Origin of the sequence: Tsukamurella sp. DT100, from assembly GCF_049844855.1 — a bacterium.
GTDB lineage: Bacteria > Actinomycetota > Actinomycetes > Mycobacteriales > Mycobacteriaceae > Tsukamurella.
In genome coordinates this window covers 90668-110878 of the sequence record NZ_JBNCLV010000010.1, presented here as the reverse complement: position 1 = coordinate 110878, position 20211 = coordinate 90668, and the positions used below count along the sequence as shown (strand labels likewise).

The window sequence follows — 20211 nt, the reverse complement described above, 5'->3', positions numbered from 1 at the left end:
GTGGTCGCCGCGCCCGTCGGCGCCGCACCGGTCCCGGACAAGGGCCTGCGCTCGAACTCGCTGGGCCTGCTGAGCAACATGGCGATCGGCCTCTCGTCGACCGCCCCGGCGTACAGCCTCGCGGCGACGCTCGGCGGCGTCGTCGGGCACGTGCAGGGCAAGGCGCCGGCGATGTTCGTGGTCGCCTTCGTTCCCATGCTCATGGTGGCCGTCGCGTACAAGGAACTGGCCGCCGACACCCCCGACGCCGGGACCACGTTCACCTGGGGCAGTAGGGCGTTCGGGCCGTGGATCGGCTGGCTGGGCGGCTGGGGCCTCGCGGTCTCGGCGATCATCTGCCTGGCGAACGTCGCCGAGATCGCGGCGAGCTACCTCCTGCGCTTCGTCGGCCTGACCTCCCTCGCGGACGACCGCGTCGCCGTGGTGGGCTTCGGGTGTGCGTTGATCGTCGCGATGACCTGGGTGTCGTACCGCGGGATCGTCGTGTCGGAGCGGATGCAGAACGTGCTCATGTCGATCCAGTTCGCTGTGCTCGGCGTGGCCGCGGTCGCCGCGCTGTGGGCGGTGTACCGGGGCACGGCGGGACCGCAGGCCGTGCGGCCGAGCTGGGACTGGCTGGATCCGACGGGGCTGAGCGCCTCCCAGATCGCGGCCGCGGTGATCCTCTGCATCTTCCTCTACTGGGGCTGGGACGCCTGCCTGGCCGTCGGCGAGGAGACCAAGGACTCGTCGTCGACCCCCGGCCGTGCCGCGGTGCTCGCGACGGTCGTGCTCATGGGCACCTACGTGCTCGTCGCGGTTGCGGTGCAGGCCTATTCGGGCTTCGGCGAGACGGGCCTCGGGCTCGGCAACACCGACAACCACGACGACGTCCTCACCGTGCTCGGCCACCCCGTCGGGGGCGCGGTGCTCGCGGGCCTGCTGGTGCTCACGGTCGCCCTGTCGGCGCTGTCCTCGACGCAGTCGACGGTGCTGCCGACGGCGCGGGGCACGCTCGCGATGGCGATCTACCGGGCGGTGCCGGAGCGGTTCGCGCGCGTGCATCCGAAGTACCTCACCCCGTCGTTCGGCACCGTCGTGATGGGCGGATCCGCGCTCGCCTTCTACCTCACGCTCGCGCTGCTCAGCCGCAACACCCTGGAGGACTCGATCAGCTCGCTGGGGCTGGCGGTGGCCTTCTACTACGCGATCACGGCGTTCGCGTGCGCGTGGTACTTCCGGCGGACGCTGCGCCGGTCGGTGCGGAACCTGGTGCTGCGCCTGGTCTTCCCCGTGCTCGGCGGCGCGGCGATGATCTGGGCCTTCGTGCAGAGCGCGGTCGACATGATCGCGCCCGACTACGGGCAGACGGTGATCGGCGGGATCGGCGGCGTCTTCGTGATCGGCATCGGCATGCTGGTCCTCGGCGTGCCGCTGATGATCGCGTGCGCTGTGACGCGGCCCGCCTTCTTCCGGGGCCGGACGCTGCCGCGGGCGACCGCGCCCAAGGACGCCTGAGCGGCGCGCGTCAGCGCTTGCGGCGCAGCAGTGAGCCGAGGCCCAGTCCGGCGACGAGCCCGGCCGCACCGGCGAGGGCGGTCCGGCCGGCGTCGGGCTCGGAGCGGATGACGGGCGAGATCACCACGGGCGCCGGGGCGGCAGGGATCACGTACCGCTGGTTCCGCGGATCGGTGGCGGCCCACGCGGTCGCGAACAGCACGATCCGCGCGGTGAAGTAGATGAACAGCATGATGCCGAGGATCGGGCCGAAGGTGGCGCCTGCCGGGCCCTTCATCGCGTTGCCGATGAGCAGGGTCGCGAGCTGGATGAGGATCATGAACGCCACCGCCGCCATGAGGCCCGCGCGGGTGGCGTTGCGCCACGGGAACTGCACCCGCGGCAGACGCGCGATCACGAAGGTCCACAGGAGCCACAGCGCGAGGAGCGTGACCAGGAGGGTCGCCCCGGAGATGACGAAGTGGAGGCCGGGGGCATCGTCCAGTCCGGCCTTGTCGAGGAGCTTGGCCGTGAGCGGGCTGCTCCCCGCGGCCATCAGCGCTATGCAGGCCACCATCGCGACGAACAGGCCCGCGAGCGCGCCGAGGTCGGCGAACTTGGTCTTGACGAAGTTCTCCTTCGGCACCTCGCTGTCCCACATCTCCGTGAGACCGGCGCGAACGTTCGCCATCCAGCCGAGGCCGGCCCAGAGGGCACCGGCGAGACCCACGATGCCGACGGTGCTGCGCGAGGCGATCGCCTGGTCCACCAGGTCGCTGACCGACTTGCGCAGGCTCTCGTCGCTGATCACGGAGTTGATCTGGGCCTTGATCTCAGCGAGCAGGTCCGCGTCGTTGATGAGGATGTAGCCGCCGATGGCGAAGGCCACCATGATCAGCGGGAACAGGGCGAACACGCTGAAGTACGTGATCCCGGCGCCGAAGTAGTCGCCCTTCTTGTCCTGGTACCGGGTCGCGGCCGCCATGATGTGGTCGAACCACGGCCACTTGTCGCGGTACTTCTGGAGCATGTGGAGACGTCCTCCTGCAGTTCGCTACTGCACACGGGCTAGGGCGCCAGGAACCCTACCCTGTCGTAGACGTCGGCGAGGGTCCGGGACGCGATCTCGCGTGCCCGCTCCCGACCGGCGGTCAGGACCTTGTCCAACTCTGCGCGGTCGTCGAGGTAGCCCTGGACCCGGCCCCGCAGCGGCGTGGCGAAGTCGACGAGCACGTCTGCCACCTGCGTCTTCAGATCGCCGTAGCCCTTGCCCTCATAGGAGCGCTCCAGCTCCGGGATCGGGGTGCCCGTGAACGCCGACTCGATGGTCAGCAGGTTGGAGACGCCGGGCTTGTTCTCGCGATCGAAGCGGATCTCCCGCTCAGTGTCGGTGACCGCGGACTTGACCCGCTTCGCGATGATCTTGGGGTCGTCGAGGATGCTGATCAGCCCCGCGTCGGACTCCGCCGACTTGCTCATCTTGGCGGTGGGGTTCTGCAGGTCGTAGATCTTCGCGGTGTCGGAGACGATGTACGCCTCGGGCACCACGAAGGTCTTCTTGAACCGGGTGTTGAAGCGCTGCGCCAGGTTCCGGGTGAGCTCGAGGTGCTGCCGCTGGTCCTCGCCCACGGGCACGAGCTGCGGGCGGTAGAGCAGGATGTCCGCGGCCATGAGGATCGGGTACGTGAACAGGCCCACCGACGAGCTGTCGGTGCCGTTCCTCGCCGACTTGTCCTTGAACTGCGTCATCCGGCTGGCCTCGCCGAAGCCGGTGATACAGCTGAGCACCCAGGTCAGTTCCGCGTGCTCAGGGATCTGCGACTGCACGAACATCGTCGAGCGGGCCGGGTCCACGCCCAGCGCCAGGAGCTGCGCCGCGGCGAAGACGGTGCGCTCGCGCAGCGCCTTCGGATCGTGCTGCGTCGTGATGCCGTGCATGTTGGGGATGAAGTAGAACGTCTCGAACTCGTCCTGCAGCTTCACCCACTGCCGCACCGCGCCCAGGTAGTTGCCGAGATGGAACGAGTCCGAGGTCGGCTGGATGCCCGACAGCGCACGCTGCCGCTTCGCGGGGGTGGGGGCGGTTTCCGTCACGAGGAACGAGTCTATCGACCGCGGTTCCGCGGGTCTCCTCAGTATTCGGTCCGACGGTGCCGGCTGTGCGACGCGCGGGGGGCGACCGCGCCGACACACGGGCACCCACTGCGACCGGCTGACTATGAAATCGTGACCGCCAGTGACAAACCGGACGCCTGAGGACCGCGGTCCGGCGTCGCCTCCGAACGAGACTCGTGCCCGGCGAGGCGTCCGGCCGTTCTACTCGTATCGGATCTGTCACTGGCGGTCACGATGTCATAGCGCCCGTTCCGTTCCCTCCTCGCTCCGGACTCCCGAACCGAGCACGGACGGGGCACGGTGTCGGTAGCGTGGCACGCAACTCAACAGGTCGATCGGGGGACGGCATGGGTGGGGATTCGAGGACACCTGGGCGGGCGCAGTACGACGCGGAGGATCGTCGTGATCGGTATTGGGCGGGGTCGGTGATGCCTGCGCGGAAGAGGGCCTTGGACCGCCGAGTCTCCGAGGCGTGCCTGCGCCTCATGGCAGCGCGCCACACCGCGAACATCTCGTTCACCGACCTGGCGGAGGCGACAGGCGACATCAGTTCGCGAACCCTGCGCCGGCACTTCCCCACAGTGGCCGCGGCGGCGTACCCCACGACGTGGTGGCTGCCCCGACCGCCGGACGCCATCCGCAAGGTACTCGCACCCCGCGAACGGATCGGGCCGTGCTGGCCCCCGGACCTCGACGATCCCGAGGTCGCCGCGGCGACGGCGATCGAGCCCGGAGACGAGCATTTCGCCTGGCCGCCCGCAGGCTTCTTCGAGGCGCTGGGCGTTCCCGATCCACTGAATCCCGGCGCCGTCTCACCGCAACCGATCACCCTGCGCAATCTGTTGAACGATCTGCACGCCCTCGACCGGAGGTGGTCATCACTCAGCGGGTATCGCGAGCTGGAGCCCGGCCTCGAGGAGCTGCGCGGGACCACCCCGGAGCTGGAGGCCTGGTACGTGCGCGCACTGCACCGCCGCGCCGACGCGCTCGCGGCGGTGCTCGCCCGGGTCTTCGGTCTCCCGTTCGGCGCAGCACGCGCGTGCGCACACGGCTACGCCGCGATCCCCGAGTCCACAGCGCCCATCGAGGTGGCCGCCCATCTGACGGCGTTCGCGCACATCATCACGACCGGCGTGACCGTCCCACCGGGCCCCGGCGGCCCGATCGCCCCGGCGTTTCGCGCGATCGGCCTGCCCGTACGCGAGCCGGAGCGCGCCCGCCCGCGGACCGGTCCTAGTCCGCGTACTCCACGGTGACCGGCGCGTGGTCGGACCAGCGCAGGTTGTAGGCCTCGGCCCGCTCGACGTGCGCGGACACGGCCCGCTTCGCCAGCGCGTTGTTGGCGATCTGCAGGTCGATGCGCCAGCCGGAGTCGTTGTCGAAGGCCTTGCCCCGCCAAGACCACCAGGCGTACGGCCCCGGCTCGCCGGGGTGCAGCTCGCGCACGACGTCCTTGAAGGCGCGCCCCTCGCCGATGTACTCGCTCATCCAGGCCCGCTCCTCGGGCAGGAAGCCCGAGTTCTTGACGTTGCCCTTCCAGTTCTTGATGTCCAGCTCGGTGTGGCCGATGTTCCAGTCGCCGCACACCAGCACCTCGCGGCGCCGCCGGCCCAGCTTCGCCAGGTAGGCGCCGAACTCGGCGCGGAAGCGGTCCTTCTCGTCCTGCCGCTCGGTACCCACGTCGCCCGACGGGAGGTACAGCGAGCCGACGGTCAGCCCGTCGAAGTCGGCCTCGAGGTAGCGGCCCGCGTGGTCGAACTCCTCGCTGCCGAAGCCGACGCGCACCGCGTCCGCCTCGCGCCGCGAGAGCACGGCGACGCCGTTGCGGCCCGCGGTCGAGGACTCGGCGGCAGCGAGGTGCCAGTCCTCCTCCAGCGCGGGCGCGAGCGCCGTCAGCGTCTGCTTGTGGGTGGCGCGCACCTCCTGCAGGAGCACCACCTCCGCCTTCGTCCCACGAAGCCAGGGCAGCATGCCGAGGTTCTCCTCGGAGCGCTGCTTCACCGCCGCGCGGATACCGTTGACGTTGATCGACGTGATGATCACGCGAGCGCCTCCACGGTCAGGCCGGCCGCGGCCCAGGCGGAGCGCACCCGGGGCACATCGGCACCGTCGGACACGGACAGGAGCACCTGCACCTCCCGGTCGGCGAGCACCGCGACGAACGTGGCCAGGGAGCCGGCCTCGTCGGCGAGCACCTGCTCGGCCTCGGCGACGCCGACCACCACGGCCGCCGGACCGCCGAGCCAGTCGAGATCGCCCAGGCTGTCGGCGAGCGCGTCCCAGTTGGCACCGAAGTCGAGCGGGAACTGCAGCGCGGCCGAGACCTCGTCGAGCAGCGCGGCCTTGGTGCGCATGCGGCTGCCGCGGGCCACCAGCACCCGCGGGCGCTCGCGACGCTTGAGGGAGTCCAGATCGGTGCCGGTCAGCGCGGCACCTGTGCCGGAGGTGAGGAACTGCGGGAGGGTGCTCATCGGATCCTCGTGAAGGTCTCGTAGTGGTCCAGGGTGTACCAGGCGCCGCCGTCGGCCCCGGTGATGATGCGCTCGGCGTCCCGGCCGCGGCCGGACTTCTTCACGTTGACGTCCCACTCCGTGTACTTCGCGCGCTTGCCCTGCTTATCGGTCGCGGGCAGGCGCTTCTCGAAGTTTCCGAAGTTGCGGCCGCCCTGCGTACCCGAGCCGTCCTTCGGCGGCCACGTGCCCGCGTCGATCCGGGCGAGCGTCGCGAGGACGCGCGCGGGCACCGCGGAGTTCGACGGTGCCGAGGCGCGGGCGCCGCCCGACGCGCCGGCCGCCGACGTGGTTGCCGGCTTGGCCGTCGCGGACGGCTCGGCGGTCGACTTGCCGCACGCCACGAGCCCGAAGACGGTGAGCAGCGCGATCGCGCACAGGGCGAGAATCCTTCGCATAGTCCAAGACCCTACCGAGGGGCTCCGACAGGTTCCGCGGTCCGCCGCGCGAGCAGCATCCCGATCCCGAAGACGACGAGGCCCGCGAGCGCCAGCGCGCTGCCCGCCAGCGCGGGCGCGGTGTATCCGCCGCCGGCCGCGATGACGGCGCCGCCGAGCAGGGCGCCGAGCGCGTTCGCGATGTTGAGCGCCGAGTGGTTCAGCGTGGCGGCCAGCGTCTGCGCCTCGCCGGCCACGTCCATCAGGCGGGTCTGCAGCGCGGGCACGAGCGCGGAGGCGGTGAGGCCGATGAGGAAGAACAGGGTCACCGCGGCGAAGGGCTGCGGCGCGAACACCGAGAACAGCGCCTGCAGCACGACGAGCGCGGCCAGCGCGACCGCGATCGACCGCGTCACCGAGCTGTCGGCGGCGCGGCCGCCCACGACGTTGCCGATCACCATGCCGACGCCGTAGGCCGCCAGGACCGCCGGCACCGAGGCCGCGCTCAGACCCGAGACCGAGGTCAGGGTGGTGGAGATGTAGGTGTACACGGCGAACATGCCGCCGAAGCCCACGACGCCGGTGAGCAGCGCGAACCACACCTGGGGTCGGGCGAGGGCGCCGAGCTCGGTGAGCGGGTTGGTGACGGGGATCTGCACCGACGGGAGGAAGGCCAGGAGCGCCGCCACGGTGACGGCGCCGATCACCACCACGACGCCCATCGCGTACCGCCAACTCAGGGCGGTCCCCAGCCAGGTGACCAGGGGCACGCCGATCACGTTCGCGACCGAGAGCCCCATCAGCACCTGCCCCACCGCGCGGCCGCGCTCCGCGGGGCCCGCGAGGTGCGCCGCGACGAGCGCGGCCACGCCGAAGAACGCGCCGTGCGGGAGCCCTGCGACGAAGCGGGCCGCCATCAGCGTCCCGTAGGTCGGGGCGAACACCGACAGCGCGTTGCCGACGGTGAACGCGACCATCAGCGCGATGAGGAGCACCCGGCGCGGCACCCGGGCGAAGGCGGCCGCGATGAGGGGCGCCCCGACCACGACGCCCAGCGCGTACGCCGAGATCACGTGGCCGGCGACCGGCTCGGTGACCTCGAGGTCGGCGGCGATGTCGGGCAGCAGCCCCATCGCGGCGAACTCGGTGGTGCCGATGCCGAAGCCGCCGAGCGCCATGGCGCCGACCGCCAGCCTGGTCCGGGTAGAAGATTCCACGGAACGGTGTAACGCCTCACCGCCTTCCGCGCTTCCCACCCACCCCTGTGACCTCGTTCACGGAAGTGCCCGTCGGTTATGCTGCAGCCAGTGGTCATGAGTGTCAGTGCGCAGCCCCGGCTTGCTGACCGGCAACCCTCCACCGCGGTGGGGTGCCCCGGGTGATGACCCGGTTTCCCGGCGGCACCCGCCGGGTGGCAAGCGCGAGGAGAGGGTTCGGTGACCATCAGCACCCGCACAGGCTCGCCCACCGACAGCCTCCCGGGCGACTGGGCCCGGGTTCCCGACGGTGCGCTGCAGTCGGTCGCGCTCGGCCCGCTGGTCCTCGAGTCGGGTGAGGTCCTCGAGGACGTCACGATGACCTTCCAGCGCTGGGGCACCCCCAACGCGGCGCGCGACAACGTGCTCCTGACGCTCCACGCCCTGACGGGCGATTCCCACGTCACCGGCCCGGCGGACGACGACCACCGCTCCGCCGGCTGGTGGGACGGGCTGATCGGCCCCGGCGCCGCCGTCGACACGGACGAGTGGTGCGTCGTCTCCGCGAACGTCCTGGGCGGGTGCTCGGGTTCGACGGGGCCCGCGTCGATCGCGCCGGACGGTCGCCCCTACGGCTCCCGCTTCCCGGTGATCACGGTCCGCGACCAGGTGGAGGCCGAGGCGGCGCTGCTGCGCGCGTTGGACGTGCACGACATCGCATCGGTCGTGGGCGGATCGATGGGCGGCGCGCGGGCCCTCGAATGGGCCCTGATGTACGGCGATTTCCTGCGCTCGGCGCTGGTCCTCGCCGTGGGCGCCCGCGCCACGGCCGACCAGATCGGCACACAGACCACGCAGATCGCCGCGATCAAGGCCGATCCGGCCTGGCAGGGCGGCGATTACCACGACAGCGGCACGCATCCCGACGCCGGCCTCGGCGTCGCGCGGCGGATCGCGCACCTGACCTATCGCACCGAGGTCGAGCTGGACAGCCGGTTCGAGAACCGGCCGCAGGGCGACGAGGATCCTCGCGCGGGTGGCCGGTACGCCGTGACCTCGTACCTCGACCACCAGGCCGCGAAGCTGGTGAACCGGTTCGACGCGGGCAGCTACGTGGTGCTCACCGACGTGCTCAACCATCACGACGTGGGCCGCGGTCGCGGCGGCGTCGAGGCGGCCCTGCGCGGCTGCCGGGTCCCGGTCGTGGTGGGCGGCATCGATTCCGACCGCCTCTACCCCCTGCGCCTGCAGCGCGAGCTCGCGGAGTCGCTGCCCGGCAGTGACGATTTGGTGATCGTGCACTCCCGCGACGGACACGACGGCTTCCTCACCGAGATGGACGCCGTGGCGGCGCTGCTGCGCCGGACCCTGGAGTTCGCGCGCCGCTGACCCGCCGGGCGGAACGTCCCGTCAGGGTGCCGGTTCGGTCACCGTCGGCGCCGCGACATCGCCGCTCGGCTGCCCCGGAGTCACCTCGACCGCGGACGGACCCGCCTGCGCCGCTCCGGTGTTCACCGGATTCGAGCTCGAGCCGCCCGTACCCTGCGTACCGCCGGCGCCGGGGGCGACGAGGCCGTTCCCCGGCATGGGCAGCGGGGCGTCCGGGCTCGGCGGGTTCGTGCCCGTGCCCTCCGTCGGCGTGCCCGGCCCCGTGGTCCCGGACGGCGACCCCGTCGGAGTGCCGGTCGGGGTGCCGGTAGGAATGCTCGGGAGGATCGTGGTCGGGAGGGTTCCCGTCGGCGACGTCGGCGGAGCGGTCGGCGACGTGGGAACCGGCGGCCGAGTCGTGGTGGGCACCACGGGCGGCGGCGCGAAGGTCGTCATCGTCGGGGTGACCGCGTCCCCGCGCCCCGGCTCGGGCGCCACGGTCGTGGGCACGACAGGCCGCTCCCGCGGCAGTGACGACGTGACGGTGGCGATCCTGGTCTCCGACGCGGACTCGTCCTCCTCGGAGGTCACCGAATCGGAGGAGGTGGGGACGACCTGCTCCGTGCTGCGCGCGGCGGGGCCGATGATCCCCGTCGCGTACCCCGTGGCCAGCACCGCGCCGGTGAGGGCGGCGACCACGAGCAGCGGCAGGATCGCCGCGGTGAGGCGGACGCTGTGCCCGCCCAGGACGCCGATGCCGCTGTCGACCAGCGACGACGGCGCGGCGCCCGCGGCCCGGCGGTCCGCCGCGATCAACGCGGCACCGGACGCCGTGATGGTCTCGGGCTCGTCGATGAGGAGCGGTTCGATGCCGGCGTCCCGAGCCACCCCGGCGATCGCTTCCCGCACTACGGTGTTCAGCGCGCCGGAGCCGACGAGTGCCATCGCCTCGGGGGCGGCGGACGCAGCGGCGGCCGCCGAGCGCACGAGCGCGGCGACGTCGTCGGTCGAGGCGGCCCCGGCCCCGTCGAGCACGACGGCACGGGTACGGCGCTCGGCGACGACGGCACCGTCGCGCACGGTGTACAGGCGCGTCTCATCGGCGCCGAGGTCGGCGACGAGCGCGGTGTCGTAGCGGGCGATGGAGCCGCGCTCGCCCAGGCCTCGCAGGACGGCGTCGGCCTCGCGGACGATCCCCGCCGCGCGGACGCCGCCGCGCGCGCCCAGGCGGACGGAGAGCAGATCGCGCCGCGAACGGACGGTCACCGCGGATGCGTCGACGTCGCGCTCCGCATGGCCGGCGAGGAGGTCGAAGCCCGAGGACAGCAGGTTGCCGCGGCGCCCGAGGCGGTACGGACCGGGATCGATGGTGCGCGCCTCGCGGCCGACCACGTGCCCGTCCTCGATGTCGAGGAGCACGCAGTGCACGGGTCCGGAGCCGACGGAGGCACCGAAGGACGAGATCCGCATGGCACCTCCGATCGGATCGCTCGACGAACCGTTACCTGAGCACATCATACCCGATGCCTAAACGTTACATACAAGAATGCAAATTCGAAGTTTCGAGTATGCGGGTTGGCTAGGTGCCGAGCGCCTTGATCCCGTACGAGACGAAGAGGATCGCCGCAGCCGCCAGGGCGAGCACGGTGACGTCGAACCACCTGCTCCGCACCCGGAGCAGCCCCTGCCTCCGTTCGGGCAGGGTGGCACGCAGGACCGCGGCGAGGCCCGTCCCCGCGCCGAAGACGTACAGGCCGCGGCGCCAGTACTCCAGCCCGACCAGGACCATCCCCGTGGTCAGTACCCCCACGACGGCCACGTACCCCGCGTTCGCGATCACGGCGCGCACCATGCGGGCGCGCCGGTACTGCTCGACCGCGGGTTCGGCCACTAGGCCTCGTCCGAACGCGCGAGATCGCGCTCCGCGGCGTCGATCACGTTCCCCAGCAGGAAGGCCCGGGTCAGCGGACCGACGCCGCCGGGGTTCGGCGAGAGGTGACCGGCGACCTCGGCGACCTCGGGGGCGACGTCGCCGCGCAGGCCGTCCTCGGTGCGGCTGACGCCGACGTCGAGCACGGCGGCGCCGGGCTTGACCATGTCGGCGGTGATCAGTCCGGGCACGCCGGCGGCGGCGATCACGATGTCGGCCCGGCGCACCTCAGCGGCCAGGTCCCGGGTGCCGGTGTGGCACAGCGTGACCGTGGCGTTCTCGGAGCGGCGGGTGAGCAGGAGGCCGATGGGCCGCCCCACGGTGACACCGCGCCCGACGACCACGACGTGCGCCCCGTCGAGCGGGACGTCGTAGCGGCGCAGCAGGTGCACGATGCCGTGCGGGGTGCAGGGCAGCGGCCCCGCGGCGCCGAGCACGAGCCGGCCCAGGTTCGTCGGGTGCAGGCCATCGGCGTCCTTGGCCGGGTCGATCCGCTCGAGGATCGCGTTCTCGTCGATGTGCTTCGGGAGCGGGAGCTGCACGATGTAGCCGGTGCACGAGGGATCGGCGTTGAGGTCGTCGATCACGGCCTCGAGCTCGCCCTGCGTGATCTCCTCCGGGAGATCGCGACGGATCGACTCGATGCCGACCTTCGCGCAGTCGGCGTGCTTGCCCTTGACGTAGGAGCGCGAGCCCGGGTCGTCCCCGACGAGCACGGTGCCGAGCCCGGGGACGACCCCGCGGGCCCGCAGCGCCGCCACGCGCTCTCGGAAGCTCTCGAAGAGTTCGTCGCGGGTCTTCTTACCGTCCAGTACAAGCGCCGTCACGGCCCACATCCTATCGCCCTGGGATCAGCACGACGATTTCCGCCGGTTCGAGTCGCCTTCGTTCGCCATCCAACAGATACTGACTCCATGACTCATCAGAACCCCCTCCAGCAGGGCATCCAGCAGGGCGTCAAGTCGACGTGGCAGGCGATCCTCGCCCTCGGCGTCCTCTCCATCGTGCTCGGCGTCATCATCGCGGTGTGGCCCGGACCGACCACGCTCGTCGTCGGCATCCTCTTCGGCGTCTTCCTGCTCCTGACCGGCGCGTTCCAGGTGATCGCCGGCATCCTCGGCGAGACGCAGCACCGCGTGCTCACCGTGATCAGCGGCGCGCTCGCGCTCGTCCTCGGCGTCTCCTGCTTCCGGGACGACGTGGTCAACTCGGTCGCGATCCTCGGCATCTGGATCGGCGTCAGCTGGATCTTCTCGGGCGTCACGTCCATCGTGATCGGCATCTCCGACAAGCAGCTCCCCAACCGCGTGTGGGTCGTGATCCTGGGCCTGATCAGCCTCGCCGGCGGCGCGGTGCTCATCGCCTACCCGTTCTCGGTCGAGGTGCTCGTGCTGGTCGCCGGCATCTGGGCCGTCGCCATCGGCATCGTGCAGGTCATCTCGGCGTTCCAACTGCGCAGCACCGCCAAGCAGGTCCAGCAGCGCGTCTCCGACCTGGTCGGCTGACGGCCCCACCTCGCCTGAGTGCGGGACACGGGTGACAGGATCGTCACCCGTGTTCCGCATTCTGTTCTTCGAGCCCCGGATCGCCCCCAACACGGGCAACGCGATCCGCATCGCCGCCGTCACCGGATGCGAGCTGCACCTCGTCGAGCCGCTGGGCTTCGACCTGTCCGAGCCCAAGCTCCGCCGGGCGGGCCTGGACTACCACGATCTCGCGCACGTGAGCGTGCACGCCGACCTCGAGGCCGCCTGGGCGGCGCTGGAGCCGCGCACCGTCTACGCCTACACCGCGCACGCGACGCGGCACCATCACGAGGTCGCGTACGCGCCCGGCGACGTCCTCCTCTTCGGCCCCGAGCCCACGGGGCTCCCGCCGGAGGTGCTCGGGGACCCGCACATCACCGAGGCGCTCCGCATCCCGATGCTCGCCGGCCGCCGCTCCCTCAACCTCGCGAACAGCGCGGCGATCGTCGCCTACGAGGCGTGGCGGCAGAACGGTTTCGACGGGGCCCTCTGACGGCGCCGGAACACCGGCGCCGTCCCGCCGCGGCTAGCCCGTCGGCTCGTTGTAGCCGTTCTGGCTGTTGAGGATCGGCCGCAGTTTCGCCGTCTTCTCCGGCGTCCAGCCGGGCGGCTCCAGGATCGCGGCCCAGGCGTCCGCGGCGGCCTTGACGTAACTGTGCCCGTGCCCGTCCGGGACGTTGACGGCGACGGCCATGTCGGCGGAGACCTGCAGGAAGGTCACGATCGGCACCCACGACACCGAGGACAGCACGTCGACACCGCGCTCCTCCCGCAGCCAGTCCGGCTTGCTGAAGGCGAGGTCCGGGGTCCACCGGCCGATCGGATCGGACGCGTGCTGGAGGTAGACCACGCGCGGCCCGTTCCACGGCCCCGTCGGCTTCGCGAGATCCTCGGCGCGGGCGGCGAACCGGACGTTGGCCCCCTGCTGGTAGACGGGCAGCCACTCGGGCGAGCCCGCGTCGCGCTGCTCGGTCAGGCGCACCCACATCTCGTTGTTGAAGGTGGGACCGGAGAAGAGGGCACCGTCGGTTCGGGCGAGCAGGTTGTTGAGCGAGAGGAACGGGGCCTCCCCGCCGAAGGAGCCGAGGCTCTCGCCGAAGACCACGAGCTTGGGCCGCTGCCCCTCGGGCAGGGCCTTGACCCGCTTGTCGACCGCCTCGAACAGCGCCTGGCCGGCGTCCAGTGCGTTCTGCTTGTCGACGAGGAAGGACAGCCAGCTCGGCAGGAACGAGTACTGCATGCTGACGATCGCGGTGTCGCCGTTGTACATGTACTCGAGCGCCCCGGCCTCCGCCTCGTTGACCCAACCGGTTCCGGTGGTCATCGCCACCGCGACCACCTTGCGCTGCAGGCCACCCGTGCGCTCCAGCTCCTGCGCGGTCTTCTCCGCGATCGCCTGGTACCGGTTGGGGTCGTCGGAGTCCACGGAGCCGAGGCCGGCATAGGTCCGGATCGGCTCCATGGCGGGGGCGCCGTTGAAGGCGGTGAGGTGCTCGACGGTCTGCGCATTGGAGACGAACACGCGCCCCTGCTTGCCCAGCGAGGACCATTCCACGAGCGAGCCCGGACCGCCCGATCGGAACGCGCTGGTGGGCGCGGGCCGGTCGGTCCCGCCCTCCCGGTTGACCTTCGAGAAGGTGTTGTTCATCGCGTCCATGGCGCCGCGCACGACGACGCCGTTGATCACGCCGACGGACAGGAGCAGCACGAGACCGACCGCGACCACCGCCGCGATGCGGGGCGGGCAGTAGGTGCCGAGCTTGCCGGCGATCCAGCGCACCAGCGTGCGCACGCCCTTGCCGACCTCGACGAAGACGTAGAGGAGCACGATCGACAGCACGCCGATCTCCAGGTAGTCGACGAAACGCAGGTACTCGACGTCCATCAGGTCGCGCAGCCTGGTCTGCCAGGAATCGAAGAACAGGACCATGCCGGTCGTCCCGAGGATGCCGATGCCGAGCAACCACCACCACGCCTTGCGCGGCACGGGCGGGGTGGAGTCCTGCGACCGCATGAACCGCACGAGCCACACCCCGAAGACGCCGAACATGTAGCCGAGCGCGCCGGAACCGCCGCTGACGAGGCTCTGGAACAGCGGGCCGCGCGGCAGCAGCGACGGGGTCAGCGAGAGCCAGAGGAAGACGAGCCCGACCGCGGTGCCTGTGAACGTGTAGCGGTGCGACCACCAGGCGCGGAACCGGTCGAGCAATGCGGCCGCGCCGGCCTCGCCCCCGTCCGGCTTCGCGACCTCGGCGTCGCTCTTCGCGACGGCGACCTCCGCTCCGGTATCAGCGGTCCCGGTACCGGCCTCGACAGCCTTGGCAGCGGGCGCGGCGTCTGCCTCGGCCTCGGTACCGGCCTCGGCGGCCGCGGGCTCGACCTCGTCGTTCATCCGACCTCCCCTGGGGATGCGTGTGTTGCGCGTAATCATGCCCTTTCCGCGTCGGATGCGCGTGCAAAGGTGTACGGAATCGGCTCGGCCCGGTTCTCGTCCACCTCGATCGGCCTGCCGAGGTGCGGAAAGGCGCGCTGCGCGCACCGCGGGCGGTCGCACACCTTGCATCCCGCCCCGATGGGGACGAAGGACTCCGGGTCGTCGAGGGCGAGGCCGCGCGAGTACACCAGCTTGTGGGCGTGCGCGAGGTCGCACCCGAGGCCGACCGCGAAATCCCTCCCCTGCCCGAGGAATCCGGCCGCCCCGCGGTCGGAGGTCGTGCGCGCCACCCACAGGTAGGCGCGGCCGTCCGGCATCTGCGCGACCTGGGTGCGGATCCGGCCGGGGGACGTGAAGGCGTCGTGGACCACCCACAGCGGACAGCCCCCGCCGACGCGGGAGAAGTGGAACGCGGTGGCGGACTGCCGCTTCGAGATGTTGCCCGCGCGATCGGTGCGCACGAGGAAGAAGGGGACGCCGCGACGGCCCGGCCGCTGCAGCGTGGAGAGCCGATGGCACACGGTCTCGAAGCCCACCTCGAACCGCGCCCCGAGGAGGTCGACGTCGTACCGCAGTTCCTCGGCCGCGCGCAGGAACCGCTCGTAGGGCAGGACCAGCGCGCCCGCGAAGTAGTTCGCGAGTCCCACCCGCGCCAACTCCCGTGACCGGGTCGGCAGCGTCGTGGCCTCCCCGACGATCCGATCCATCGCCTCGCCCCGGGTGAGGAAGGCGATCTGCGTGGCGATCTGGAAGGCGCGCTGCCCGTGGTCCAGCCGCCGCGCGAGCGTGAGCACGCGGGACTCGGGGTCGTAGTGCCGACGGGGCCCGGACCGGTCCGGCTCGCCGTCCCGGATCCGGACGGTGACCCCGTGCTCGTCGCGGAGCATCCGCGCGAGCTGCAGATCGAGCCCGCCGACGGTGAGGCCCCGGCTCTCGAAGAGACCTTCCGCGGCGTCGTCGAGGTCGGCGATGTGATTGCGGCGGTCGTAGAAGAAGTCGCGCACGTCCTCGTACGGCGTGGCCACCGCGCCGCTGGCCCCCGCCGCGACCCCCGAGGACAGCCGCTCGACCTGCTCCGTCGCCCCCCGGAGCCGGCGGTGCATCGCGACCACGGCCCGGGCGACCGCCGGCGACCGCGCCACCAGGTCCTCGACCTCGCCCGCCGTCGCCGCGGCCCCGTCGCCGCCCTCGGCCAGCGCGTCCTGGAGGTCCGCGACGAGGCGGGCGTCGGACTCCGCCGCGAAGAAGCCGACGTCGAGGTCGAAGGTGGAGTTCAGTTTGAGCAGCACCGGCACGGAGAGCGGCCGCTGGTCGTTCTCGAGCTGGTTGACGTAGCTGACGGACAGCTCCAGCGCCTTCGCGAGCGCGGTCTGGGTGAGGCCGCGGTCGTCCCGCAGGCGCTTGATGCGCGCACCCACGAACAGCTTCTGCATGTCGCGAATGCTACCCCGCGCGATTTCCACAACTTTCGCAAAAGGCCGAGCAGCGCTTTGCACGATTCCACACGTGCAACACATTTCGCGGACCGTCCGCCGTGCATAGCGTGTGAATCACCGATCCCGGCAAGAAGGAGTCCCGACGTGCAGACGCACCCCGTGCGCACCCACCGCTCAGCTGAGAACTTCCCGCGCGAGGAGCACCTCGCCTGGAAGATCGCGCAGGTCGCGGCGGACCCCGTCGCCGTGCCCGACGACACCGCCGAGATGGTGATCAACCGGATCATCGACAACGCCGCGGTGGCGGCCGCGTCCGTCGCGCGCCGTCCGGTCGCCAACGCCCGCGCCCAGGCCGTCGCGCACCCCTACTCCCCCGGCGCGACCGTGTTCGGCGTTCCCGGCCGCTTCTCGCCCGAGTGGGCGGCGTGGGCCAACGCCACCGCGGTGCGCGAGCTGGACTTCCACGACACCTTCCTCGCGGCCGAGTACAGCCACCCCGGCGACAACATCCCGCCGATCCTCGCCGTCGCCCAACACCGCGGCGCGACGGGCGCCGACCTGCTCCGCGGCCTCGCCACGGGCTACGAGATCCAGATCGACCTGGTGCGCGCCATCTGCCTGCACGAGCACAAGATCGACCACGTCGCGCACCTCGGCCCCTCCGCCGCCGCCGGCATCGGCACCCTCCTCGGCCTTCCCACCGAGACGATCTACCAGGCGATCGGGCAGGCGCTGCACACGACGACCGCCACCCGGCAGTCGCGCAAGGGCGAGATCTCCAGCTGGAAGGCGTACGCCCCGGCGTTCGCCGGAAAGATGGCGGTCGAGGCCGTCGACCGCGCGATGCGCGGCGAGGGCGCACCGTCGCCCATCTGGGAGGGCGAGGACGGCGTGATCGCCCGGCTCCTCGGCGGTCCCGAGGCGAGCTACGCCGTGCCGCTCCCCGGCCCCGGCGAGGCCAAGCGCGCGATCCTCGACTCCTACACGAAGGAGCACTCGGCGGAGTACCAGAGCCAGGCGCCGATCGACCTCGCGCGCCGGATGCGCGAGCGGGTCGGCGATCTCGAGCTGATCGAGAAGATCGTCCTGCACACCAGCCATCACACCCACTACGTCATCGGCACCGGCTCGAACGACCCGCAGAAGTTCGATCCCCGGGCCTCCCGCGAGACCCTGGACCACTCGGTGATGTACATCTTCGCCGTCGCGCTCCAGGACGGCGGGTGGCATCACGAGCGGTCGTACGCCCCCGAGCGAGCGCAGCGCCCCGACACCGTCGCGCTGTGGAAGAAGATCTCCACCGCCGAGGACCCGGAGTGGACGCGCCGCTACCACTCGACGGACCCGTCCGAGAAGGCCTTCGGCGCCCGCGCCGAGATCACCCTCGCCTCGGGCGAGGTGATCGTCGACGAGCTCGCCGTGGCCGACGCGCACCCGCTCGGCGCCCGGCCCTTCGCGCGCGAGCAGTACATCGAGAAGTTCCGGACCCTCGCCGACGGCGTCGTCGAGAAGGCCGAGCAGGACCGCTTCCTCGAGGCCGCGCAGCGGGCCGGATCGCTCGGGGCCGGCGAGCTCGATCGGCTCACCTTCACCGCGTCCGACGAGGCGCTCGCCCGCACCCCGGAGCTGAACCCGGGACTGTTCCGATGAGCGGCGACGAATCCGCCGTGAGCGGCCTGATCGCGGCGCGGGCCTCGGCGAGCGACAAGCGCAAGGCCTTCCGCGCCGCGCTCTCCTCGGACCGGATCGTCCGGCTTCCCGGCGCTTTCAATCCACTGACGGCGAAGCTGATCCAAGAGATCGGCTTCGAGGGCGTCTACGTCTCGGGCGCCGTGGTGGCCGCCGACCTGGCCCTGCCGGACATCGGTCTCACAACCCTGACCGAGGTCGCGACCCGGGCGCAGCAGATCGCCAGGGTCACCGACCTTCCCACGCTCGTGGACGCCGACACCGGTTTCGGCGAGCCGATGAGCGCGGCGCGCACCGTGACGATTCTCGAGGACGCGGGCCTCGCGGGCCTGCACCTGGAGGACCAGGTCAACCCGAAGCGGTGCGGTCATCTCGACGGCAAGGCCGTGGTCCCCGTCGACGAGGCCGTACGTCGCCTGCGCGCCGCGGTCGCGGCGCGGCGCGACCAGGACTTCGTGATCTGCGCTCGGACGGACGCGGCGGGGATCGAGGGGATCGACGCGGCGATCGCTCGCGCGCGGGCCTACGCGGACGCCGGAGCGGATCTCATCTTCACCGAGGCGCTCCACACCGCCGCCGACTTCGAGCGGTTCCGAGCGGCGGTGGACACGCCCCTGCTCGCGAACATGACGGAGTTCGGCAAGTCCGACCTGATCGATGCCGGCGTCCTCGAGTCGATCGGCTACGACGCGGTGATCTACCCGGTCACCACGCTGCGCCTCGCGATGTTCGCCGCGGAGGAGGGCCTGCGGGAGATCGCCGCGCAAGGCACTCAGCAGGCGTTGCTCCACCGGATGCAGCCCCGCAGCCGCCTGTACGAGTTGCTGCAGTACGAGCGGTACAACGATTTCGATTCCGGCATATTCGATTTCACACTGTCCAGGAGCCAATGATGACCAGTCCGACCATCCACAAGGGCCTCGCCGGCGTCGTCGTGGACACGACTGCCGTCTCCAAGGTCGTGCCCGAGACCAACTCGCTCACCTACCGCGGGTACGCGGTACAGGACCTGGCAGCGCAGTGCAGCTTCGAGGAGGTCGCGTACCTGCTGTGGAACGGCGAGCTCCCCTCGCCCGAGGAGCGCGTCCGTTTCGAGGCCTCGGAGCGCGCCGCGCGGGCCGCGGACCGTTCGTTGCTGGAGCTCATCGCGCGGCTGCCCGCCGCGTGCCACCCGATGGACGTCGTCCGGACGGCGATCAGCTTCCTCGGCGCGGACGACCCGGACGAGTGGGACTGCTCACCGGAGGCACTGCAGGCCAAGGGGTTGCGCATACTGGCCGTCCTCCCCACGATCGTCGCGGCGGATCATCGCCGGCGCCGAGGTCTCGACCCGATCCCTCCGGACCCCCGCCTCGGGTACGCGGAGAATTTCCTGCACATGTGCTTCGGCGCGATCCCCGAGCGGGAACTCGTCCGCGCCTTCGAGGTGTCGCTGATCCTGTACGCGGAGCACAGCTTCAACGCCTCGACCTTCGCCGCGCGGGTCGTCGCATCCACCCTGTCGGACATGTACAGCGCCGTCACCGCCGCCATCGGCGCCCTCAAGGGGCCGCTGCACGGCGGCGCCAACGAGGCCGTCATGCACGACATGGAGGAGATCGGTGATCCCGCGAACGCCGAGGCATGGATGCGGGACAAGCTCGACCGTCGGGAGAAGGTGATGGGCTTCGGGCATCGCGTGTACAAGAACGGGGATTCCCGCGTCCCCACCATGAAGCAGGCACTCCTCGACATCGCGGCCCGCACCGACGGGACGAAGTGGGTACGGATGTACGAGGTCCTTGAGAAGGCGATGCACGACGCCACCGGCATCAAGCCCAATCTGGACTTCCCGACGGGGCCCGCGTACCACCTCCTCGGATTCGACACGGAGGTGTTCACGCCGATCTTCGTGATGTCGCGCATCACGGGGTGGACCGCCCACATCATCGAGCAGGCGGCGGCGAACGCGCTGATTCGTCCGCTGTCCGCGTACGTCGGGGTTCCCCAACGGGCCATTGAGACATAAAATATGTTTGATACGATGCTGGTCGAGCAGGGTTTCGTGCGCCGCACTCGGTGCGCGCAGCCGATTGCCGAACGCAATAGATCGGATGTTTTGGCCTCACCGACGCGGAATATCTCAGCGGCTCCAGCATTCACTCAGCATTTCGC

General features: G+C 71.1%; 19 protein-coding genes and 1 riboswitch. Of the genes, 8 read left to right on the top strand and 11 right to left on the bottom strand.

Annotation, left to right across the window (positions count from 1 at the left end; translation table 11 throughout):
* Positions 1–1497, top strand: a complete 1497-nt coding sequence (locus ACLQ3K_RS21720) for an APC family permease (RefSeq protein ID WP_426001517.1) — start codon at positions 1–3, stop codon at positions 1495–1497.
* Between the two features lie 10 nt (positions 1498–1507).
* On the opposite strand, the gene yhjD is transcribed toward ACLQ3K_RS21720, so the two are convergent.
* Both yhjD and trpS read right to left on the bottom strand, forming a co-directional pair.
* Positions 1508–2506: an inner membrane protein YhjD gene (yhjD, locus tag ACLQ3K_RS21715; RefSeq protein WP_224651159.1), complete on the bottom strand. Its 999-nt coding sequence runs from the start codon at positions 2504–2506 to the stop codon at positions 1508–1510.
* 38 nt (positions 2507–2544) lie between these two features.
* On the bottom strand, positions 2545–3570 hold the full coding sequence (gene trpS, locus ACLQ3K_RS21710) for a tryptophan--tRNA ligase (RefSeq protein ID WP_426001515.1): 1026 nt from the start codon (positions 3568–3570) through the stop codon (positions 2545–2547).
* Positions 3571–4040: 470 nt separating this feature from the next.
* Here trpS and ACLQ3K_RS21705 point away from each other — a divergent pair, with 470 nt between their 5' ends.
* On the top strand, positions 4041–4847 hold the full coding sequence (locus ACLQ3K_RS21705; RefSeq protein WP_426001514.1) for a hypothetical protein: 807 nt from the start codon (positions 4041–4043) through the stop codon (positions 4845–4847).
* Here the strand turns inward: ACLQ3K_RS21705 and ACLQ3K_RS21700 are convergent.
* Genes ACLQ3K_RS21700 through ACLQ3K_RS21685 form a run of 4 tightly spaced genes read right to left on the bottom strand, consistent with a single transcriptional unit; the run spans position 4825 to position 7656 of the window.
* On the bottom strand, positions 4825–5634 hold the full coding sequence (locus ACLQ3K_RS21700; protein ID WP_426001513.1) for an exodeoxyribonuclease III: 810 nt from the start codon (positions 5632–5634) through the stop codon (positions 4825–4827). The two genes, ACLQ3K_RS21705 and ACLQ3K_RS21700, sit on opposite strands and share 23 nt — an antisense overlap.
* The gene (locus ACLQ3K_RS21695; protein WP_426001512.1) at positions 5631–6062 is read right to left on the bottom strand and encodes a barstar family protein; all 432 of its coding nucleotides are present in this window, start codon (positions 6060–6062) and stop codon (positions 5631–5633) included. The genes ACLQ3K_RS21700 and ACLQ3K_RS21695 overlap by 4 nt, the downstream gene beginning before the upstream one ends.
* The gene (locus ACLQ3K_RS21690) at positions 6059–6499 is read right to left on the bottom strand and encodes a ribonuclease domain-containing protein (RefSeq protein WP_224651145.1); all 441 of its coding nucleotides are present in this window, start codon (positions 6497–6499) and stop codon (positions 6059–6061) included. Before ACLQ3K_RS21690 ends, ACLQ3K_RS21695 begins: the two co-directional genes overlap by 4 nt.
* A gap of 11 nt (positions 6500–6510) precedes the next feature.
* Positions 6511–7656 carry an MFS transporter gene (locus ACLQ3K_RS21685; protein WP_426001688.1) on the bottom strand — a complete coding sequence of 382 codons (1146 nt, stop codon included), beginning with the start codon at positions 7654–7656 and terminating at the stop codon, positions 6511–6513.
* Positions 7657–7787: 131 nt separating this feature from the next.
* Positions 7788–7905, top strand: a riboswitch (SAM riboswitch).
* A 9-nt stretch (positions 7906–7914) separates the two neighbouring features.
* Between ACLQ3K_RS21685 and metX the strand changes: the two genes are divergently transcribed.
* Positions 7915–9063: a homoserine O-acetyltransferase MetX gene (metX, locus tag ACLQ3K_RS21680; protein WP_426001511.1), complete on the top strand. Its 1149-nt coding sequence runs from the start codon at positions 7915–7917 to the stop codon at positions 9061–9063.
* A 21-nt stretch (positions 9064–9084) separates the two neighbouring features.
* Here metX and ACLQ3K_RS21675 read toward each other — a convergent pair whose 3' ends face one another.
* From ACLQ3K_RS21675 to ACLQ3K_RS21665, 3 genes are all read right to left on the bottom strand, one after another.
* Positions 9085–10512: a hypothetical protein gene (locus tag ACLQ3K_RS21675; RefSeq protein ID WP_426001510.1), complete on the bottom strand. Its 1428-nt coding sequence runs from the start codon at positions 10510–10512 to the stop codon at positions 9085–9087.
* A gap of 109 nt (positions 10513–10621) precedes the next feature.
* Positions 10622–10933 (bottom strand): DUF3017 domain-containing protein, encoded by a 312-nt coding sequence (locus tag ACLQ3K_RS21670; RefSeq protein WP_426001509.1) that lies wholly within the window; start codon positions 10931–10933, stop codon positions 10622–10624.
* Complete coding sequence (locus tag ACLQ3K_RS21665) at positions 10933–11799, bottom strand: bifunctional methylenetetrahydrofolate dehydrogenase/methenyltetrahydrofolate cyclohydrolase (protein WP_426001508.1); 867 nt, start codon at positions 11797–11799, stop codon at positions 10933–10935. The genes ACLQ3K_RS21670 and ACLQ3K_RS21665 overlap by 1 nt, the downstream gene beginning before the upstream one ends.
* Positions 11800–11886: 87 nt before the next feature.
* On the opposite strand from ACLQ3K_RS21665, the gene ACLQ3K_RS21660 reads away from it, so the two are divergent.
* Together ACLQ3K_RS21660 and ACLQ3K_RS21655 are read left to right on the top strand one after the other, a co-directional pair.
* Positions 11887–12477 carry an HdeD family acid-resistance protein gene (locus ACLQ3K_RS21660; RefSeq protein WP_224651131.1) on the top strand — a complete coding sequence of 197 codons (591 nt, stop codon included), beginning with the start codon at positions 11887–11889 and terminating at the stop codon, positions 12475–12477.
* Between the two features lie 49 nt (positions 12478–12526).
* Positions 12527–12991, top strand: coding sequence for a tRNA (cytidine(34)-2'-O)-methyltransferase (locus tag ACLQ3K_RS21655; protein ID WP_426001507.1), 465 nt, complete (start codon positions 12527–12529; stop codon positions 12989–12991).
* Between the two features lie 33 nt (positions 12992–13024).
* On the opposite strand, the gene ACLQ3K_RS21650 is transcribed toward ACLQ3K_RS21655, so the two are convergent.
* Together ACLQ3K_RS21650 and ACLQ3K_RS21645 are read right to left on the bottom strand one after the other, a co-directional pair.
* On the bottom strand, positions 13025–14890 hold the full coding sequence (locus ACLQ3K_RS21650) for an alpha/beta hydrolase (RefSeq protein WP_426001506.1): 1866 nt from the start codon (positions 14888–14890) through the stop codon (positions 13025–13027).
* A 35-nt stretch (positions 14891–14925) separates the two neighbouring features.
* The gene (locus tag ACLQ3K_RS21645) at positions 14926–16365 is read right to left on the bottom strand and encodes a short-chain fatty acyl-CoA regulator family protein (RefSeq protein WP_426001504.1); all 1440 of its coding nucleotides are present in this window, start codon (positions 16363–16365) and stop codon (positions 14926–14928) included.
* A 147-nt stretch (positions 16366–16512) separates the two neighbouring features.
* Here ACLQ3K_RS21645 and prpD point away from each other — a divergent pair, with 147 nt between their 5' ends.
* The 3 genes from prpD to ACLQ3K_RS21630 are packed head-to-tail and all read left to right on the top strand — an operon-like array spanning position 16513 to position 20065.
* Positions 16513–18018 (top strand): 2-methylcitrate dehydratase PrpD, encoded by a 1506-nt coding sequence (gene prpD / locus ACLQ3K_RS21640; protein ID WP_224651110.1) that lies wholly within the window; start codon positions 16513–16515, stop codon positions 18016–18018.
* Between the two features lie 17 nt (positions 18019–18035).
* On the top strand, positions 18036–18950 hold the full coding sequence (prpB, locus tag ACLQ3K_RS21635; RefSeq protein WP_224651170.1) for a methylisocitrate lyase: 915 nt from the start codon (positions 18036–18038) through the stop codon (positions 18948–18950).
* Entirely contained in the window at positions 18950–20065 is a 1116-nt protein-coding gene (locus tag ACLQ3K_RS21630; protein WP_426001503.1) for a bifunctional 2-methylcitrate synthase/citrate synthase, read from the top strand. Before prpB ends, ACLQ3K_RS21630 begins: the two co-directional genes overlap by 1 nt.
* Positions 20066–20211: the final 146 nt, after the last annotated feature.